Genomic DNA, 18,229 nt, shown 5'->3' with positions numbered 1-18,229 from the left:
CGGCTCCGGTTATTCTGCGGCGACCTTGCGGTCGATCATGCGGTCAGGATCAGGGGTTTGGGCTGCCTCTGCCGCCTGGATGGCGCTGCGCATCCGTGCAGCCAGAACCCGCACGTTCGGCTCCAGCACCATCGAGTCATGGTCGCCCGGCACCTCGACCACCTCAAGCGCTGGGGCGAAGGGTGTCCAGAGGTTGTCGGCAAAGACATATTCCCGTGCCGCGCTGACCCAGTTGCCACCGGTCACCTTCCAGTGCCGGTCCAGCGGCGGGCGATACAGCACCACCCGGCCGTCCTGCCATGGCAGCAGCTGGTACACCCCCACTGCATGCCGGAAAGCCGCTTCAATCGCGGCGTTGTGGAACGACGGCACCGAGGTGTCGGGCTCCTGCGCGGCAATCGCCCGGCGTGAACGTTCCCATTCGATCCGCCGCCGGGCCCAGTCCGCCAGGAACCTTGGCCCGCCACGGCGCAGTTCGGCCAGCTTCATCATGGCCTTGTCCCGGGACGTCAGTTCCGGGCGCACAGGCAAGGGCGTGTCCAGCAGCACCATCAGGGCTACCTCTTCGCCCATCGCGCGCAGTTGCCGCCCGATTTCCCAGGCAGTCAGCCCGCCGCCCGAAAATCCGCCCAGAAGATAGGGGCCTGAAGGCTGAACCCTCCGGATTTCAGCCAGACAATCCGCCGCCGCCTCTTCGATCGTGGTGTGCGGGGCGGCGTCGCCGAACAGGCCGCGCGCCTGCAGGCCGTAGAAGGGCCGGTCATTGCCCAGAAGATGCGCCAGATGGCGCAGGTTGAGCACGTTGCCGAACATACCCGCAACCAGGAAGAACGGCGTCTTCGGCCCGCCTTCGCCGGAATGCATCGCCACCAGATGCGTGAACTTCGGCCCGGCCGGATCAGCCTTGGCCGCAGGGGCAGCCGCAGCCTCGTCTTCCGGACCCAGCCGTGCGGCGATCAGCTCGGCACAGCGCGCAATCGTCGGGGCCTCGAACAGGACCGAGATCGGGAAGTCGATCTTCCACTGCCGCCGGATCATCGCAAACAGCCGGACGGCGATCAGCGAATGGCCACCAAGCGTGAAGAAATCATCCTCGACCCCGACCTCGGCCACACCCAGAAGCTCGGACCAGAAGCCAGCCAAGGTCCGCTCGACCGCCGTGCGCGGGGCGACATAGGCGGTTTCAAGCTCGGGCCGGGCAAAGCCCGCGCTATCCGCCTCGGGTCGGGCTTCCACAGCCGCGCTTTGCCGCACCAGCGCCTGCAGATCAAGCGAGGACACCAGCACCTGCGGCGCGTCAACCGCCAGCGCCCGCAAGAAGGCCTCGGCCCCCTCGGCGGGGCGGATGCCACCGGCCAGCGCCTGCGCCAACCGCTGCTCGGCCGGTGAGGCAGAGCGCGGCGCCTCTTCAGCCAGAACTTCGCGCGGGGATGGCGGGGCCGGACGGGCCAGCGCCACTTCGGCGGCAACCGACCGGAAGGTGATCCCCTCGACTTCGACAAGCACCCGGCCAGCCGGATCGGTCAAGGTCACGTCAAAACTTGCAACGTCAGCACCGGGCTGGCCAGCAAGCCGGGCCCAGCTGCGGATTTCGGCCGGCAAGGGCGCGTAGACCCGCACCTGACCAAGCGTCACCGGCGCCCAGATCGCGCCCGAGGGCGCGGGGGGCAACAGCGCCAGCCCCCAGCCGGTCCCGATGTCGAACAGGGCCGGATGCAGGGCGCAAGCGTCGGTGTCACGCGCGGCCTGAGTGGGCAGCGCCAGCGTTGCCAACCCCTCACCCGCCCCGATCTGCGTGGCGCGCAAGACCTGCCAGCGCGGCCCGAAGGCCAGCCGCTCCTCCTGCGCCGACGGCAGGGCCAGCCCGCCTTGCGCGCTTTGCCGTTCAGGGCAGCGCGCAGCGATGGCGTCAAGGTCCACCGTTCCAGCAGACGTAGCCAGCGCTGCAATCCCGGCCTCGGCGGTCAGGACCCACCCTGCGCTCTCCAGCGCGCGGGCCTGCAGGCGCTGTTGCCCGTCCCGGCTGCGCGACACGGTTACCCGAAGATCGCGCGGCATGTCGGCCTCAAGCCGCAAGGGGCGGAACACCGTCAGGTCGTTCAGCACGAACCCCGGTTTCGCCCCCAGCGCCGTCAGCGCCTCGGCGGCGATTTCGGGCCAGGCCGCGCCGGGCAGAACCGCCGTCCCTTCGCGCAGGCGGTGGTCATCCATCACCCATTGCCCAGCGGTCAAGGTTGCAAAGAACTGCGTTTCCTCATCCGTCTTGCGCATGCGTTCCAGTATCATCAGCCCCGGCAAGGGGGCTGCAGCACCATCTTCGCCCCGGCGGCGCGCATCGGCATCCGCCGCCATCCCGATTCCCGACCAGATGCCCCAGTTGATCGCGGTGACCTTGGTCTTGCCCCCGGAGCGTGACTTGGCAAAAGCGTTCAGAAACTCGTTCGCGGCGACATAATCCGTCTGCCCCGCCGGAGACGTGACGGTGGAGGTTGAGGAGAACAGGACCATCCGCGCAATGCTGCCATCGGGGAACAGCGTGCCCAAAAGCTGCGTGCCATGCACCTTGGGCGACAGGACCGCCTCGGCCGCGCCCGACGCCTTGCCCAGAAGCGGTGCGTCGTCCACCGTGCCTGCCGCATGCACGACACCGTAGATCGGCCCCAGTTCATCGGTGGCGCGGCTGACGGCGGCGCGCATGTCTTCGGGGTTGCAGACATCAGCGGCGATGGCCACGACCTTGCCCAGCCGTTCCAGCCGCGCAAGCACTCCCGCCCGCAGACTGCCCGCCTCGGGCACCTTGCGCCCGATCAGTGCGATCTTCGCGCCATGGTCGCGCATCAGCCGTTCGGCCACGGTGACACCAATGCCGCCGAAGCCGCCCGTCACCACCCAGACCGACCCCTGCGGCACATCGGCCATCTCGGGCATCGGGGCAGCGGCCAGCCGCGCCTCATACCGCCGCGCACCGCGCAGCGCCGCAACCGTATTGGCCGGGGTGGCGAGCATCTCTTCAAGAACCTGGGTCACCACCTCATCCGGCAGCCCCGCCCGCCCAGACGGCACCTGCACGTCCAGCAGGGCCGCTGTCAGCCCCGGAAACTCCCGCGGCATCACCTTGACCGGACCAGCCACAGTCGCCTTTTCCGGATGGGCCACCGGCTCATCCCGGACCTGTGCGGCACCGGAGGTGAAGACCACCAGATGCGGCAAGGGCTTCAGCCCGATCTCGCCCATGGCCTGACCAAGGAAGAACAGGCTCCAGAACCCCTGTTCCAGATTGCGCTGGAAGAAGCTGCTGCCGGGACGGAACATCTCACGCGCGGTGACCAGCCAGAAATGCGCGATCCGCGCGGGGGAAAGGTCGCGCTGCGCAAGGTCGGCCAGCAGCGCGTCATAGCCTTCGCGGCCGTGTTCCGGTGCAATGGTATAGGTCTGGTCGCTCGTCCGGGCAAAGCTGTCCCCGGCATGGACCGTAATAACCTTATGCCCCGCCGCGCGCAGGCGCTGCACCGCCGCGCGGGACACCCCCGCTTCATCGGCAAAGACCAGCCAGACAAGCGGCGCGCCAAGCTCGGCCTCGACATCGACCGGGCAATCCGCCGGGGCCGTGCGCCAGCCCATCCGATAGCCGAAATCCGCCACTGCGTCACGCCGCGCGGGGAATGTGTCGGTCTCAGCCTCGACCGCAGGCTTGCCGGGTTCGATGAAATAGCGCGACCGCTGGAACGGATAGGTCGGCAGCGGCACCCGACGGCGCCTCGCCTCGCCCCAGATCTGGCTCCAGTCCGGCGCGGCCCCGCAGGCCCAAAGCCGGCCGAGCGTGGCAAGGAAATGCCGGTCGTCCGACACGGTATCATCAGGATGGCGCAGGCTTGCCGGAACCGGCTGCCCCCCCATCGCGCCATTGGCCTGCGCCAGCGTCGCCATCGCGCGGCCCGGGCCAACCTCCAGATACACCCGCTCGGCCTTCTGGCGCAGCGTGGCGATCCCATCGGCAAAGCGCACCGTGCCGCGCAGATGCGCGACCCAGTAATCCGGGCTGGTCGCCTCCGCATCGGTCAGCACTTGGCCTGAGCGGTTGGAGATGATCGGAATGCGCGGCGGCGACAGCCGCATACCGGCCAGATGCGCCCGGAACCGGTCAAGGATCGGCTCCAGCATCCGGCTGTGCGCGGCAATGTCGATGGCGATGCGGCTGGTTTCCACCCCTTCGGCGCGCAGCCGGTCGGCCAAGTCCGCCAGCCCCGCGTCAGACCCCGACACCACCGTCAGTTCGGGCGCGTTGACCGACGCGATGTCAAGATCGCCAAGGAAAGGCGCCAGCGCCACCTCGGACATCGGGACTGACAGCATCCCGCCCGCAGGCACAGTGTCGAACAGCTGCCCGCGCAGATGGACCAGCCCTACAGCGTCTTCCAGCGACATGACTCCCGCCAGACAGGCAGCCGCGTTCTCGCCCATGCTGTGGCCGATCAGGACCGAAGGCGTAACGCCCCAGCTTTCCCACAGCCGCGCCAGCGCGATTTCGACGATCAGGATCAGCGGCAGTTGCAGCGAAGGCCGCCGCAGCCGCTCTGCCGCCGAAGCCTCTTGCCCTGCGGCGGGCAACCACAGCGCGCGGATCTCGGCCTCCAGCGGGCCAAGGGCGGCAAGGCCCCGATCCATCCATTCGGCAAAGACCGGCTCGGTCTCATAAAGGTCGCGGGCCATGTTGGGGTATTGCGCCCCGCCGCCGGGGAACATGAACACCACATCCGGCGCATCGCCCACCCGGCGCTGGGTGAAGACGCGGCGGGGGTCGCCCGCTTCCAACATCGCCGCCGCCTCTTCGTGCGAGGCTGCGACCAGCACCCGCCGGTGTTCAAAGGCGCGGCGCCCCTCTTTCAGGGTGAAGGCAATGTCGGCCAGGTCCTGTTCGGGGTGGGCGCGCAGGTGCGCGGCCAACCGGCTTGACGCTTCGCCCAGCGCCATCGCACTGCGCGCCGACAGGGTCAGCACCTGAAACGGCCAGTCCGAGGCTTCGGACGCGGTCAGTTCCGGCGGCTCTTCCAGCACGACATGCGCATTGGTCCCGCCGACACCCAGCGAGTTGACGCCCGCCCGCCGCCGCCCGGCACGGCGTGGCCAGTCGGTCAGCCGGTCATTCACCCGGAAGGGGCTGTTGTCGAAATCGATCACCGGGTTCGGCGCTTCATAGTTCAGGCTTGGCGGCATCTGGCGGTGATAAAGCGCAAGCGAGGTCTTGATCAGGCTCGCCGCCCCCGCCGCCGTGTCCAGATGGCCGATGTTGGTCTTGACGCTGCCGATGCGGGCAAAGCCCTTGGCCGACGTGGTCCGCCGGAACGCCTCGGTCAGCGCGGTGACTTCGATCGGGTCGCCAAGATAGGTGCCCGTGCCGTGGCATTCGATGTAGTCCACCGTGTCGGCCGACACCCCGGCCACCCCCAGCGCGGTGGCGATGCAATCCGCCTGCCCTTCCACCGACGGGGCCAGATAGCCCGCCTTTGCCGCACCGTCGTTGTTGACTGCACTGCCCTTGATCACCGCCCAGATGTGATCGCCATCGGCCAGCGCATCTTCCAGCCGCCGCAAGACGACAGCCCCGGCCCCCGACCCGAACACCGTGCCTTGCGCCCGGTGGTCAAACGCGTGGCACATCCCGTCGGGCGACAGGACCTCGCCCTCCTTGTAGACATACCCCCGCCCCTGCGGCAGGTCGATGGTGACCCCCCCGGCCAGCGCCATGTCACATTCGCCGGTCAACAGCGCCTGCACTGCGTAATGCACCGCCACCAGCGAGGTGGAGCATGCCGTCTGGACCGACAGGCTCGGCCCCTTCAGATCAAACACATGGCTGACCCGCGTCGACAGGAAATCCTTGTCATTGCCGGTATGGCGCAGAAGGAACATGCCCGTGCTGTCAACCAGCGCCGGATTGGAGCAGAGGTTGAAGTAGAAATAGCTGCCCATCCCGCAGCCGGCAAAAACCCCGACCCGGCCCTTGAAGCGTTCCGGCGGATGGCCCGCCGCTTCCAGTGCTTCCCATGTCACCTCAAGGAACTGGCGGTGCTGCGGGTCAAGGATCGCCGCCTCTTTCGGCGAGAAGCCGAAGAAATCCGCGTCAAAGCGGTCAAACCCGTCCAAGAGCGCGGCATAGGGCACATAGGCCGGGTTGCGCAGCATCGCGGCACTTTCGCCCGCGGCCTGCAACTCTTCCTCGGTCAGGCGCCGGACGGCGGTCCGCCCGTCGCGCAGATTGGCCCAATAGGTCGCGATGTCCGCAGCACCCGGCAGATGCGCTGCCATGCCGACAATGGCTATGTCCGCCGCATCCAGACCAGCGGTCGGGGGTACATCAGTCATGTTCCAGATCTCTCTACTCGATCCGCCCGAGGCAGGACGGCACATCGGATCACACAAATTCCGCGTTGCCGCAGGCTTGCGACTCCGTCGGTCAGGGTCGATCCAATACCATCAACGATTCGCACATTCAAAACCATGGTGGTTTTCTATATCACCCAAGAACAAGACGCACGAATTCCGGACCTTACTTGCGATATTTTCAAACAAATGGTTGGGATAGCCGATCTTATCATCGATTCTGTCAACAACGCCGAAGCAGTTTTTCGTGATCCATCGCTTTGAAGATTGAGTAGGCCTACATAGTGCCGGGGATCGGTGCTAAAAGACGCCCCGCCCGAGGATAAGGACCCATGAGGACCGCAAGAACGCATAAGTTGTTTTCAGGTAAAGGTCGTGCAACCGAGGGCACGTCCGATGTTGTGAACGAGGTGAAGCCCCCTCAGCCAACCCCGGTCGAGCCGGTCCGTCCAGTAACGCCGTCGGACCTTCGCAGTGCCACCCACCGGCCCCATGACACCACTGCGTCGCAAAACTCGGCAGAGATTTACACCGACCATTTCGGGCTGAAGACCCGCCCGTTTGCCTTGGCACCTGACCCGGACTTCCTGTTCTGGCCCCCGGCCCATCGTCGCGCCTATACCATGCTGGAATATGGCGTGATGACGCATTCTCCGATCACCTTGATCACCGGTGACATCGGGGCGGGCAAGACAACCTTGCTGCTTCACCTGATGCGGTCGCTTGGCCCGGATGTCTGCGTGGGGCTCATCTCGAACCCGAACGGCGCGCGGTCCGAACTGTTGCGCTGGGTTCTCATGGCCCTGGATGAGCCGGTGGGGCTGAACGAAAGCTACGTCGATCTTTTTCAACGTTTCCAAAGCGTCCTGATCCGGGAATACGCAAGGGGCCGCAGAGTCGTTCTGATCTTCGATGAGGCCCAGAACCTCAGCAGCGAAGCATTGGAAGAGCTGCGCATGTTCACCAACATCAACACCGGGCGGGACGAACTCCTGCAGCTTGTCCTCGTCGGGCAGCCCGAACTGCGCGATGCCGTAAGCCAACCCTCGATGCGCCAGTTTGCCCAGCGCGTTGCGGCCAACTACCATCTTACCGCGATGGACCAGCGGACAGTGCGCGCCTATGTCGCCCACCGCATGAAGGTTGCAGGCAGTGAGACGAATGTGTTCACCAGACCTGCCGTGGACCTGATCTTCCGCACAACCGGCGGGGTGCCGCGTCTGGTGAACCAGCTTTGCGACCTCTCGCTGGTCTATGCCTTCAGCAAAGGCCGGAGCAGCGTGACCACGGCCACGGTCCAGCGAGTTCTGGACGACGGAGTGTTTTTCGCTGTAAACGCCCTGCCAGCAAGGGATGACATGCCAGCATGAATTTTGACCTGCGCTTTTATTGGATTTTGTTTCTGCGTCGGCTGCCCTACGCGATCTTGATCGTTTCCGTCTGCACGATTGCAGCTGTATTTTACGCCTTCAGTCTGCCCCCCGTCTACCGCGCCGAGGCCCGGCTGCTGCTGGAGCGCGCGCAGATCCCCGATGAACTTGCCGCATCAACGGTGAGGGAGTCGGCAGACGAAAACTTGCTGGCCATCCAGCAGTACATCACCACGCGGGCCAATCTTCAGGAACTCTTGACCCGCATCGACATGTACGATGCCAGCGAGCTTATGACAGAAGACCAGATGGTTGACGACGTCCGCAACCGCCTCGGCATTTACATGCCGCCCTCTCAGGGCAGTACCGGAATCATCTACGTCTCCTTCGCCGCGCCAACGCCCGAGCTTTCCGCCACGGTCGCCAATGCGGTGGCAGACCAGATCTTGGCGCAGAACATCCAGCTCAGAACCGCCGCCTCCGGCAACACGCTGGATTTCTTTGAACAGGAAGTCCGTCGCCTCAGCTCGGAACTTGCGGCGCAGAATGCCCGTATCCTTGAATTTGAAGAGGCCAACCGCGACGCGCTTCCGGAAAGCCTTGAATATCGCCGGTCCCGGCAAGCGGCATTGCAGGAACGCCTGTTGCAGGTGGACCGCGAACTTGCATCGCTGCGCGACCGTCGCCAGCGGCTGACCGACCTGTACGAACGGACGGGCCGGCTTGCCGTTGGCGTGGGCGCGTCGACGCCAGAACAGACACGACTGGAGGAATTGCGCGGCGAACTTGCGTCGGCACTGGTGATCCTGTCACCGACCAATCCGCGCGTCCGGGCCCTGCAGACCCAGGTTGCTGCCCTTGAAGAAACGGTAAAGTCGCAACTGGATGCCGAAGGTGGAGGCACGCTATCGTCCTTCGATGTTCAGATGCTCGATATTGACGGGCAGATCCAGTATCTCGCCGAAGAGAAAAACATGATCGAAACCGAATTCGCCGCGGTTACCGCCTCGATCGAGGCGACACCGGGCAATTCGCTTACACTCAGCACATTGACAAATGACTATGACAACCTGCGCGTCCAGTACGATCAGGCCGTTGCAAGCCTTGCCGACGCGCGAATGGGCGACCGGATCGAGGTGACGGATCGCGGCCAGCGGATCAGCATCATCGAACCTGCCCTCCCGCCGACATATCGTTCGGAACCCAATCGCAAGTTGCTGGCGATGACGGGCTTCGGAGCCGGAGTACTGCTGTCGGCCGGGTTGATCGTTCTGCTGGAACTGCTGAACCGCACCATCCGCCGCCCTGCCGAACTGGTCAGCGCACTGGGGATCACGCCCTTCGTCACGATCCCCTTCATCGAAAGCAAGGCCGCAGCCAAGGCACGCCGCATGCGGCTGATCTGGACCGTGCTTGGCGTGGCCATTGTCGGGCCCCTGCTGATCTTTGGTGTTCTGGTCTCGGTAATGCCGATGGATGTCATCGTCGAACGCGTGACCGAGCTTTTTGGCCTGAGCGGCATCATTGATCCTTCGTCGGCAAACACTTCGGGATAGGTTGGGAATGGACCGTCTTCACACAGCCATCGCCAAGGCCCGCGCGTCCCGCGATGGGGCCGGGGCACCACGGGCACCGGGTGCGGCCCGGGTGCCAAAAGCCTCAGGGCCGGGCGCCGCCTGGTCCACACTGCCGGAATTGCGCGTGTCTGCGGACGTTCTGGACGAGCATCTGCTGGTCGCGCATCGCCCCGGGCCGGATGCAACAGCGTTCGATCTGATGCGCACCAACCTGTTGCGCCAGCTGAACGAACACGGCTGGACCCGCGTTGCCATCACCTCGCCCGGCGCGGGCTGCGGCAAGACCACTGTGGCGCTGAACCTTGCGTTCAGCCTTGCCCGCCTGTCCGATATCCGCGTGCTGGTGCTGGAGATGGACCTGCGCCGCCCGACCATGGTCCGGGCGCTTGGGATGGACCGCAAGCCGAACTTTTCTGCCGCCCTCGCCGGGACAGACACGCCAGAAGCCCACCTGATCCGCTGGGGCGAGAACCTTGCCTTCGGCGTCACCTCTACCCCGGTGCAAAGCCCGTCCGAGCTTTTGTCGTCGGACCGCGCCGCTGATGTTGTCGATGCGATCGAGGCGGCATATCGCCCGACCGTCATCCTGTTCGACATGCCGCCGATGATGGCGGGCGATGATACGCTCGCCTTCCTTGATCAGGTCGACTGCGCCCTGCTGATCGCGGCGGCCGATGACACGCCGATCAATCAGATCGAACAATGCGGCAAGGACTTGGCCGCCTATGCGCCCGTGCTTGGGGTTGTTCTGAACAAGTGTCGGCTGGTCGATACCAACGACGCGTACTACGGCTGACGCGGCAGTCGGCTTTGCTGTCCCTGCAAGGGACATCTTATGCTCCATTTGAAATCAATGGGTTGCCAGAAGGCTTTAACCTTCTGGCAAGGATTGTGACCCACCCGTAATCCGTGGGGCGCTAGCTTCTATGGCTGGCTGTCGGCGGGGGCCTCGGAGGCAGCGGCGGCTTGCGTCACGCAGGCAGGGGCGGCCTGCACCAGACCGTAGCCGTAGACATCATCCCTGCCCGGGTCGCCCAGATCGCGCGCTGTTTCCGTCAGGCGTGCCGCCACCTCGTCGGCGGTGAGGTCCGGTTCGGCGGCAAGCAGTGCAGCGGCGGCGGCAGACACGAATGGCGTGGCAAAGGAGGTGCCGGTCTTTGGCCGTGCCCCGCGGACCGAGGCCGCTGTCCAGATATCCACCCCCGGTGCGGCCAGATCGACATGCGCCCCCCGGCCTGCCCGGCGGTAGACATTTCCAGACCGGTCAACTGCCGTCACCGCCAGCACGCCGGGATAGGCCGCCGGATAGGCCGGATCGGCGCTTGGCCCGACATTGCCGGTGGCGGCGACCAGAAGGATGTCACGGTCCACCAGCTTTGCCACTGTCTCTTCCAGAACCGCGTTCGGGGGTCCGGCCAAGCTCATGTTCACGACACGGATGCCCTTGGCGGCAAGGAAATCCAGTGCGGCGACCAGCGTGAAGACATCGGCGCGTTCATCGCCTGCTTCGGTGTGGAACGCATCAACCGCGACCACGAACGCCCCGGGCAGAAGGCCGGGCGAGCGGCTGTCGGCATCACCGACCAGAAGGGCCGTCACCGCCGTGCCATGAATGGCGCGTGAGGGGTCAAGTTCCCCGGGGGTAAGTTTGTGCACCTCAAGCCGAGAGGCGGCAAAGGTTTCGTGGTCGGGATTGATGCCAGTGTCGATCACCCCCATAGCGAAGTCGCCGGCGCAGGACAGCGTAGCCGTGACGGTCCAGCCGATCAGTTCCAAGGACGGGCAATGCGGGCCTTCGCAGGCGACTGCCGCAGGGTTCTGCGCACTGATTTGCGCAATGTCCGGCGTCGCGTCCTGTTCCGTGCGGTAATAGTGATTGAAATCCGCCTCGGCCCTTGGGGCAAGGTTGCGCACTTCGGTCCGGGCGTCTTCCAGAGAGGTGCCCTGCGGCACGGCAAGGCGCCATGAGACGGCATTCAGTTCGGGGACGTTGCGTGTTTCGAGCACGCGGTAGCCACGGCCCAGAAGCACGGCCACATCGGCCTCGCTGAGGGCAAGGGCAACCAGTTCGCCACGGACGCTTGGCGGTCGTTCGGCCTGCCGCACGGCACGCGGGGTCGAGGTACCGCCGCCAGAACCAGCGCGGGGCCTGTCACCGCCGTTGCCTTCACCCGAGCCGCGTCGGCTGCTACTGCGCCCGTCATCATCGTCATCGTCGTCGTCGTCATCATCATCGTCGTCGTCATCGTCGTCATCATCGTCATCATCGTCGTCGTCATCATCATCGTCGTCATCATCGTCGCTGTCCTGCGCGAGCGCTGGATTGACCGGATCCATGCCGCCCTGGTTGGACAGGGCCGCAAGGCAAAGCAGCAAAAGCATCGAGCGCAGGAGGGACGGGACTGTCATATGCGGTTTCCGTTTGGCTGTGCAGGTTTGTCGACGATCATGGCGCGGTTTCGCAAGAAGTATTCACCATGCCTTGCCTTACGCATCAAAAGGCACAGTATTCCACAGCCACGGAAAAAAGACCAAAACGAAGGCGCCATGCGGGACAGGTTCAGCGAAGATCTGATCGGGCTTTTGCCGAACCTGCGGCGGTTTGCGCTGTTCCTGTGCCGTCGGTCAGACCTTGCCGACGATCTGGTGCAGATCACGGCGGAACGGGCTTTGGCCGCGCGGGACCGGTTTGACCCGACAACTCGAATGGATGCCTGGCTGTTCCGCATCCTGCGCAATGCCTGGATCGACCATGCCCGCCGCACCACCACGCAAGGCCAGACGGTGGATGTCCATGACATGCCCGAAGCGCTGTCGGTCGATGGTGTGGCGCAGACCGAAGCCATCCTGATGCTGCGCCAGACCGAAGCCGCCATGGCCACCCTGCCCGATGACCAGCGCGAAGTGATGCTGCTGGTCTGCATCGACGATCTGTCCTACCGCGAGGCGGCCGAGGTGATCGGCGTGCCGATCGGCACTGTGATGAGCCGCCTTGCCCGGGCCCGTTTGGCCCTTGCGGAAAAGTTGGGAATAAAATGAAGCGTCGGGCGTTTCCCAGGGTGAAGGACGAAAGGGGTAGCCGTGATGGGGATCACTGACGAGATGCTGATGGCCTATGCCGACGGCCAACTGGCCGGGGCCGAGGCGTCAGAGGTTGAACGCGCCATCGCTGCCGATGAGGCGCTGGCAACCCGGGTGGCGCTGATGGCGGATGCGCGCCGGGTGGTGCAGCAGGCCTATGGCGCGGCGCCGCCCGTCTCGGCCGCGCTGGAGGCGCGGGTGCGCGGCATGGTCGCCGCCGATGCCATGGCGCGGCAGGACAACGGCGCGTCGAATGTGGTGGACCTCGCCACGCGGCGCCGGGTGGTGCCGTTCTGGCAACTGCCACTGGCGGCCTGTCTTGCGCTTGCCTTGGGCGCGGGCAGCGTCTGGCTGGCCTCACGACCGGGGGCCGAGGGTCAGCAGCTGGCTGGGCTGCAAGTCGGCACATTGGCCGATTCTGCGGTGACCGAGGCGCTGGCGACGCTGCCATCGGGCGCGGCGGTGGATCTGGGCGATGGGGCGCGGATGACGGCGATTGCCACTTTCCGCGATGAGGCTGACCGGCTGTGCCGCGAGGTCGAACATGACCAGACCGGTGCGACGGTGGTGGCTGTGGCCTGCCACGACGGTGGGGCCTGGGACCTGCGCTTTGCCATCGCCTCGGCGGCTGCGGATGGTGAGGGCTATGTGCCGGCATCGTCGCTGGAAACGCTGGACGCCTATATGGTGGCCTCTGGCGCGGGGGCGCCACTGTCCGCCGAAGACGAGGCGGCAGCGCTGGCCGCGTTGGACTGAACTCTCCAACGTTGATCAATCTGTGCGCCCCGCGGCTGCGGGGTGCGCTGGGTTCTGGCCGCCGGTAGCGGTGCCGCCAGAGCGGAAGCGGGCACTGGGTTGACTTGATTTGGATCGTTCCATAAGAATTGTTGGAACGGTCTAAATCTGGGGGAATCATGCGCTGGGCGCTGGTGGGGGCAAGCACGATCGCGGCCGAGCATGTGCTGGGCGCATTGCGCGGCGCGGGGCAGGATGTGGCTGTTGTGCAAAGCAATACGGCCAGCCGCGCTGCGGAATTTGCCAGGACCCACGGGATTGCGGCTTTCGGGACGGATCTTGACGCGATCCTGTCGGAGGCGGAGATCGGGGCAGTCTACATCTCGTCCACCAACGAAAAGCACCATGCGCAGGCGCTGGCGGCGATTGCGGCGGGCAAGCATGTGCTTTGCGAAAAGCCGCTGGCGATGTCGGTGGCCGAGGCGAACCAGATGGTCGCGGCGGCCAAGGCCAAGGGCGTGACCTTTGCGACCAACCACCACCTGCGCTGTTCGGGCAGCCACCGGGCCGTGCGCGACCTTGTTGCAAGCGGGCGGATCGGGCGGGTCCTGTCGCTGCGGCTGTTCCACGCCGTCCACCTGCCGGGCCATCTGCAGGGCTGGCGGATTGACAACCCGGCGGCGGGCGGCGGGGTGATCCCCGACATCACCGTGCATGACGCCGATGTGGCGCGGTTCCTGACCGGCGAAGACCCGGTTTCCGTGGTGGCCGAGATGACCAGCAGCGGCATGGGGCAAGGGGTCGAGGACAGCGTGATGTCGGTCTGGACCCTGCCCTCGGGCGCGATGGTGATGGCGCATGAAAGCTTTACCCACCCCTTCGCCGGATCAGGGCTGGAGGTGCATGGCACCGAAGGTTCCATCTTCGCGTCTGGCGTGATGACCCAGCAACCGGTGGGTGAGGTTACGCTGGTCACCGCAAGCGGGCGCGAGTCGGTGCCCTACCCGACGCATAACCTTTACGGTCAGGCGGTTGCAGACTTCTTGGCTGCGGTCGAAGGCCATGGCCGCCCGGCGGCAGATGGGCGGGATGGCATCGCCTCGCTGGCCGTGGCACTGGCCGTGCGCAAGGCGGCCGCGACCGGAACCCGGCAGATGGTGGATTACGGGGGTGGGGCATGAGCAAGCTTTCCTCGCCTGCCGAGGCTGTCGCGCGGATCAAGGATGGCGCGGTGGTTACCGTGTCGTCCTCCTCGGCGCTTGGGTGCCCGGATCTGGTGCTGAAGGCGCTGGGGGAACGCTTCCGGGCCGAGGGCCATCCACGCGGACTGACCACCCTGAACCCGATTGCGGCGGGCGACATGTATGGTGTCAAAGGCATCGACTGGATCGCGCAGGATGGCCTTCTGGCAAGGGTTCTGGCGGGGTCGTATCCTTCGGGGTCGTCGAACCTGCCGATGCCGGAAATCTGGAAGATGGTGGTCGAGGACCGCATCGCCGCCTACAATGTGCCCTCGGGCATCATGTTCGACATGCACCGCGAGGCGGCGGCGCGGCGTCCCGGGGTGCTGACCAAGGTGGGGTTGCAGACCTTTGTCGATCCGATCCGCGAGGGCTGTGCGATGAACGCCCGCGCGGCTGCCGCACCGATCGTTGCACGGGTGGAGTTCGGGGGCGAAACCTGGCTGCACTTTCCCAACATCGCCCCCGATGTCTGCATTCTGCGCGCCACAACGGCGGACGAGCGCGGCAACCTGACCTATGAGCATGAGGGCGCCTATCTCGGCGGGCTGGAGCAGGCGATTGCCACGCGCACTAACGGTGGGCTGGTGATTGCGCAGGTGTCCCGGATGACCGCCAAGGGATCGCTTCGGCCGCATGACGTACGGGTGCCGGGGCATCTGGTGGATCTTGTCGTGATCGACCCTGACCAGAAGCAGACCTGCGAGACGCCGTATGACCCGGCAATCTCGGGCCAGATCCTGCGGCCATGGTCCAGTTTCTCGCTGGCTGAACATGGGGTGGAAAAGGTCATCGCCCGCCGTGCCGCGCTGGAATTGCGCGCGGGGATGACGGCGAACCTTGGCTTCGGGATCAGCGCCATGGTGCCGCGCGTCCTGCTGGAGGAAGGCCACCCCGAGGCGGTGACCTGGGCCATCGAACAGGGTGCCGTGGGCGGCATGCCCCTGACCGGTTTCGCCTTTGGCTGCGCCAGCAATGCTGACGCCTATGTCCCCAGCCCTCAGCAGTTCATCTACTTTCAGGGCGCGGGGTTCGACATGGCCTTCCTGTCCTTCATGGAGGTGGATGTCGACGGCAACGTCAACGTCTCCAAGCTGGGCAAGAAGCCATACCTGACCGCAGGTTGCGGCGGGTTTGTCGACATCACGGCGCATGCGCGGAAGATCGTGTTCTCCGGCTGGTTCGAGGCGGGCGCGCAGGTGGAGTTGACCTCGACCGGGTTGCGGGTGGCCGCGCCCGGCAAGTTCGCCAAGATGGTGCAGGCGGTGGAACACGTCACCTTCTCTGGCGCGCGGGCGCGGGAGCAGGGGCAAGAGGTGCTGTATGTGACCGAGCGCTGCGTGATCCGGCTGACCGAGGCGGGTCTTGTGGCGACCGAGATCATGCCGGGGATCGACCCCGCGCGGGACATCGTGGCGGCAAGCGGTGGCCGGGTGACGGTGGCCGAGAATGCGACCCCCATGCCGCTGTCCCTTTTGTCCGAAGGTCCGATGGGGTGGCAGCCATGACCGGGGTGCGCCTGCACATCGCCGGGGGCATAGCCGAGTTGCGGCTGGACAATCCGGCGAAGCTGAACTGCTTTACCGTGGACATGCTGGCGCAGATGGCGGGGCATCTGGAGGTGGTCGAGGGGCTGTCCGAGGTGCGCGCTGTTGTGGTCACCGGCGAAGGCGACCGCGCCTTTTGTTCAGGCGCTGACATCAACGCTTGGGGAGACTTGTCCCCGGCCGAATTTGCCCGGGCCTGGGTGCGGGGCGGGCATCGGTTGTTCGACCGGCTGGCGCGGTTGTCAAAACCCACGATCGCAGCGCTGAATGGCCACGCTTTCGGCGGCGGGCTGGAATTGGCGGCTGCCTGCGACATCCGGGTGATGGTGCCGGGCGCGACCTTGGCCCTGCCCGAGGCGGGGGTGGGCATCGTTCCGGGCTGGTCGGGGACGCAGCGGCTGGCGCGGCTGATGCCAGAGCCGGTCGTCAAGGAGATGGCCCTGTTCGGGCGGCGGATCGGGGCGGATCGGGCGCAGGCTTGCGGCTTTGTGGCCGAGGTCGCCGTGGATGCGCGCGCGGCGGCCCATGCGATTGCCGGGGGCGTGGCGGGGCTTTCCCCGCGCGCGGCGGAGATCGCCAAGGCGATGATCCATGCCGGGGTGGGCGAGGACCAAGCCGCAATGATCGAGGCGCTGGGGTCGGCGGCGATTGCCGCGACGGCGGACCGGGCCGAAGGCGTCACCGCCTTCCGCGCCAAGCGCAAACCAGAGTTTCCGGGGACCTGATGATGACCGACATGACTGTGATCCCCTCGATCGGTGCGGCGCTGCCTGCGACACCGTTTCATGCCCGCCACCTGATCGGCGGCGTCTGGCAGGACAGCGCGGACGGCGCGGTCAGCGAGCGGGTGTCCCCGTCGCATGGCGTGGTGGTCAGCCGGGCGGCGAAGGGTGGCAAGACCGAGGCTGAGGCCGCGATTGCGGCGGCGCGGGCGGCCTTTGACGACGGGCGGTGGAGCGGCTTGACCGGCAAGGCGCGGGCGGCGGTGCTGCTGCGTGTGGCCGATCTGATTGAAGCCAATGTCGAACGGATGGCCCTGCTGGAGACGCTGGAATCCGGCAAGCCGATCACCCAGTCGCGCGGTGAGGTTTCGGGCGCGGCAGACCTGTGGCGCTATACGGCGGCGCTGGCGCGGGGGGTGGCGGGGGAAAGCCACAACGCCTTGGGCGGGGACATGCTGGCGGTGACGCTGAAGGAACCCATCGGCGTGGTGTCGATCATCACACCGTGGAATTTCCCGTTCTGGATCCTGAGCCAGAAGCTGCCCTTCGCGCTGGCGGCGGGCTGCTGCTGCGTCGTGAAACCGTCGGAACTGACGCCCTCCACCACCGTCATGCTGGGGGAACTTCTCACCAAGGCCGGGATGCCGGATGGCGTGGTCAATATCGTGCTTGGCTATGGCCACCCGGTCGGGGCGGTGCTGGCGGCGGATCCGCGTGTGGACATGGTGACCTTCACCGGATCAACCGGCGTGGGGCGGGCCATCGCGGCGGCGGCCAGCGGCACCTTGAAGAAGGTTGCGCTGGAGCTTGGGGGGAAGAACCCGCAGGTCATCTTTCCCGACGCTGATCTGGACAGCGCGGCGGATGCGGTGGTGTTCGGCGTCTACTTCAACGTGGGCCAGTGCTGCAATTCCGGCAGCCGGATCATCGTGCATGCCGATATTGCCGAGGCCTTTACCGCAAAGGTGGTGGACCTGTCACGCAAGGTGGCCTTTGGCGATCCCTTGGACCCAAACACTCAGGTCGGGGCGATTGTGTCGGCGGAGCATGGCGCGAAGATCGACGGCTATGTCCAGTCCGCAAAGGCTGCGGGGGCCAAGGTGGTGCTGGGTGGCGGCGCGTTGACGGTGCCCGGCCTTGGGGCGCAGTTCTATCAGCCGACTGTGGTCACCGGCGTCACCCCGGACATGGCGATTGCGCGGGATGAAGTCTTTGGCCCGGTCCTGACCGTTCTGACCTTCACGACGCTGGACGAGGCGCTGCATCTGGTCAACGATGCCGACTATGGCCTGAGTGCGGGCGTGTGGAGCGAGAATGTCCACACCTGCCTGACCTTCGCGCGGGGGGCGCAGGCCGGGACGGTCTGGACCAACACCTGGATGGACGGCTTCCCCGAGGTGACTTTCGGGGGGGTCAAGCAATCGGGCCTTGGCCGGGAAATCGGGCGGCAGGGGCTGGAGGAGTTTCTGGAAACCAAATCGCTGGTGATGCGGATCGGCCGCACGCGGGCGAACTGGGTGAGAACGGCCTGACCCCGGACAGGGGCGGGAAAGAATGACGACGCAAACCTTAGGG

Annotated in this window: 11 protein-coding genes; 9 read left to right on the top strand and 2 right to left on the bottom strand. The window is 65.9% G+C overall.

Going from position 1 to position 18,229, the window contains the following annotated elements:
• Nucleotides 1–9: 9 nt before the first annotated feature.
• Nucleotides 10–6,363, bottom strand: coding sequence for a type I polyketide synthase (locus tag EI545_RS17655; RefSeq protein ID WP_125326681.1), 6,354 nt, complete (start codon nucleotides 6,361–6,363; stop codon nucleotides 10–12).
• Nucleotides 6,364–6,713: 350 nt separating this feature from the next.
• Between EI545_RS17655 and EI545_RS17650 the strand changes: the two genes are divergently transcribed.
• Genes EI545_RS17650 through EI545_RS17640 form a run of 3 tightly spaced genes read left to right on the top strand, consistent with a single transcriptional unit; the run spans nucleotide 6,714 to nucleotide 10,124 of the window.
• On the top strand, nucleotides 6,714–7,751 hold the full coding sequence (locus EI545_RS17650) for an ExeA family protein (protein WP_125326680.1): 1,038 nt from the start codon (nucleotides 6,714–6,716) through the stop codon (nucleotides 7,749–7,751).
• A complete protein-coding gene (locus EI545_RS17645; protein ID WP_125326679.1) occupies nucleotides 7,748–9,307 on the top strand; it encodes a GumC family protein in 1,560 nt (519 codons plus the stop codon). The genes EI545_RS17650 and EI545_RS17645 overlap by 4 nt, the downstream gene beginning before the upstream one ends.
• Nucleotides 9,308–9,314: 7 nt before the next feature.
• Nucleotides 9,315–10,124 (top strand): CpsD/CapB family tyrosine-protein kinase, encoded by an 810-nt coding sequence (locus tag EI545_RS17640; protein ID WP_125326678.1) that lies wholly within the window; start codon nucleotides 9,315–9,317, stop codon nucleotides 10,122–10,124.
• A gap of 128 nt (nucleotides 10,125–10,252) precedes the next feature.
• On the opposite strand, the gene EI545_RS17635 is transcribed toward EI545_RS17640, so the two are convergent.
• Nucleotides 10,253–11,737, bottom strand: a complete 1,485-nt coding sequence (locus tag EI545_RS17635; RefSeq protein WP_125326677.1) for a S8 family serine peptidase — start codon at nucleotides 11,735–11,737, stop codon at nucleotides 10,253–10,255.
• Between the two features lie 138 nt (nucleotides 11,738–11,875).
• Between EI545_RS17635 and EI545_RS17630 the strand changes: the two genes are divergently transcribed.
• From EI545_RS17630 to EI545_RS17605, 6 genes are all read left to right on the top strand, one after another.
• Entirely contained in the window at nucleotides 11,876–12,367 is a 492-nt protein-coding gene (locus EI545_RS17630; protein ID WP_125326676.1) for an RNA polymerase sigma factor, read from the top strand.
• Nucleotides 12,368–12,412: 45 nt separating this feature from the next.
• Nucleotides 12,413–13,165, top strand: a complete 753-nt coding sequence (locus EI545_RS17625) for an anti-sigma factor family protein (protein ID WP_125326675.1) — start codon at nucleotides 12,413–12,415, stop codon at nucleotides 13,163–13,165.
• Between the two features lie 158 nt (nucleotides 13,166–13,323).
• Nucleotides 13,324–14,325, top strand: a complete 1,002-nt coding sequence (locus EI545_RS17620) for a Gfo/Idh/MocA family protein (protein ID WP_125326674.1) — start codon at nucleotides 13,324–13,326, stop codon at nucleotides 14,323–14,325.
• Complete coding sequence (locus EI545_RS17615) at nucleotides 14,322–15,893, top strand: acyl CoA:acetate/3-ketoacid CoA transferase (RefSeq protein ID WP_125326673.1); 1,572 nt, start codon at nucleotides 14,322–14,324, stop codon at nucleotides 15,891–15,893. Before EI545_RS17620 ends, EI545_RS17615 begins: the two co-directional genes overlap by 4 nt.
• Nucleotides 15,890–16,657 carry an enoyl-CoA hydratase/isomerase family protein gene (locus EI545_RS17610; RefSeq protein WP_125326672.1) on the top strand — a complete coding sequence of 256 codons (768 nt, stop codon included), beginning with the start codon at nucleotides 15,890–15,892 and terminating at the stop codon, nucleotides 16,655–16,657. Before EI545_RS17615 ends, EI545_RS17610 begins: the two co-directional genes overlap by 4 nt.
• Nucleotides 16,657–18,186 carry an aldehyde dehydrogenase family protein gene (locus EI545_RS17605; RefSeq protein ID WP_245990153.1) on the top strand — a complete coding sequence of 510 codons (1,530 nt, stop codon included), beginning with the start codon at nucleotides 16,657–16,659 and terminating at the stop codon, nucleotides 18,184–18,186. Before EI545_RS17610 ends, EI545_RS17605 begins: the two co-directional genes overlap by 1 nt.
• Nucleotides 18,187–18,229 lie beyond the last annotated feature (43 nt).

The sequence above is a fragment of the Tabrizicola piscis genome (assembly GCF_003940805.1).
Taxonomy (GTDB): domain Bacteria; phylum Pseudomonadota; class Alphaproteobacteria; order Rhodobacterales; family Rhodobacteraceae; genus Tabrizicola; species Tabrizicola piscis.
Note: the sequence above shows the minus strand (reverse complement) of the source record. Positions and strands in the feature narration are given on the sequence as shown.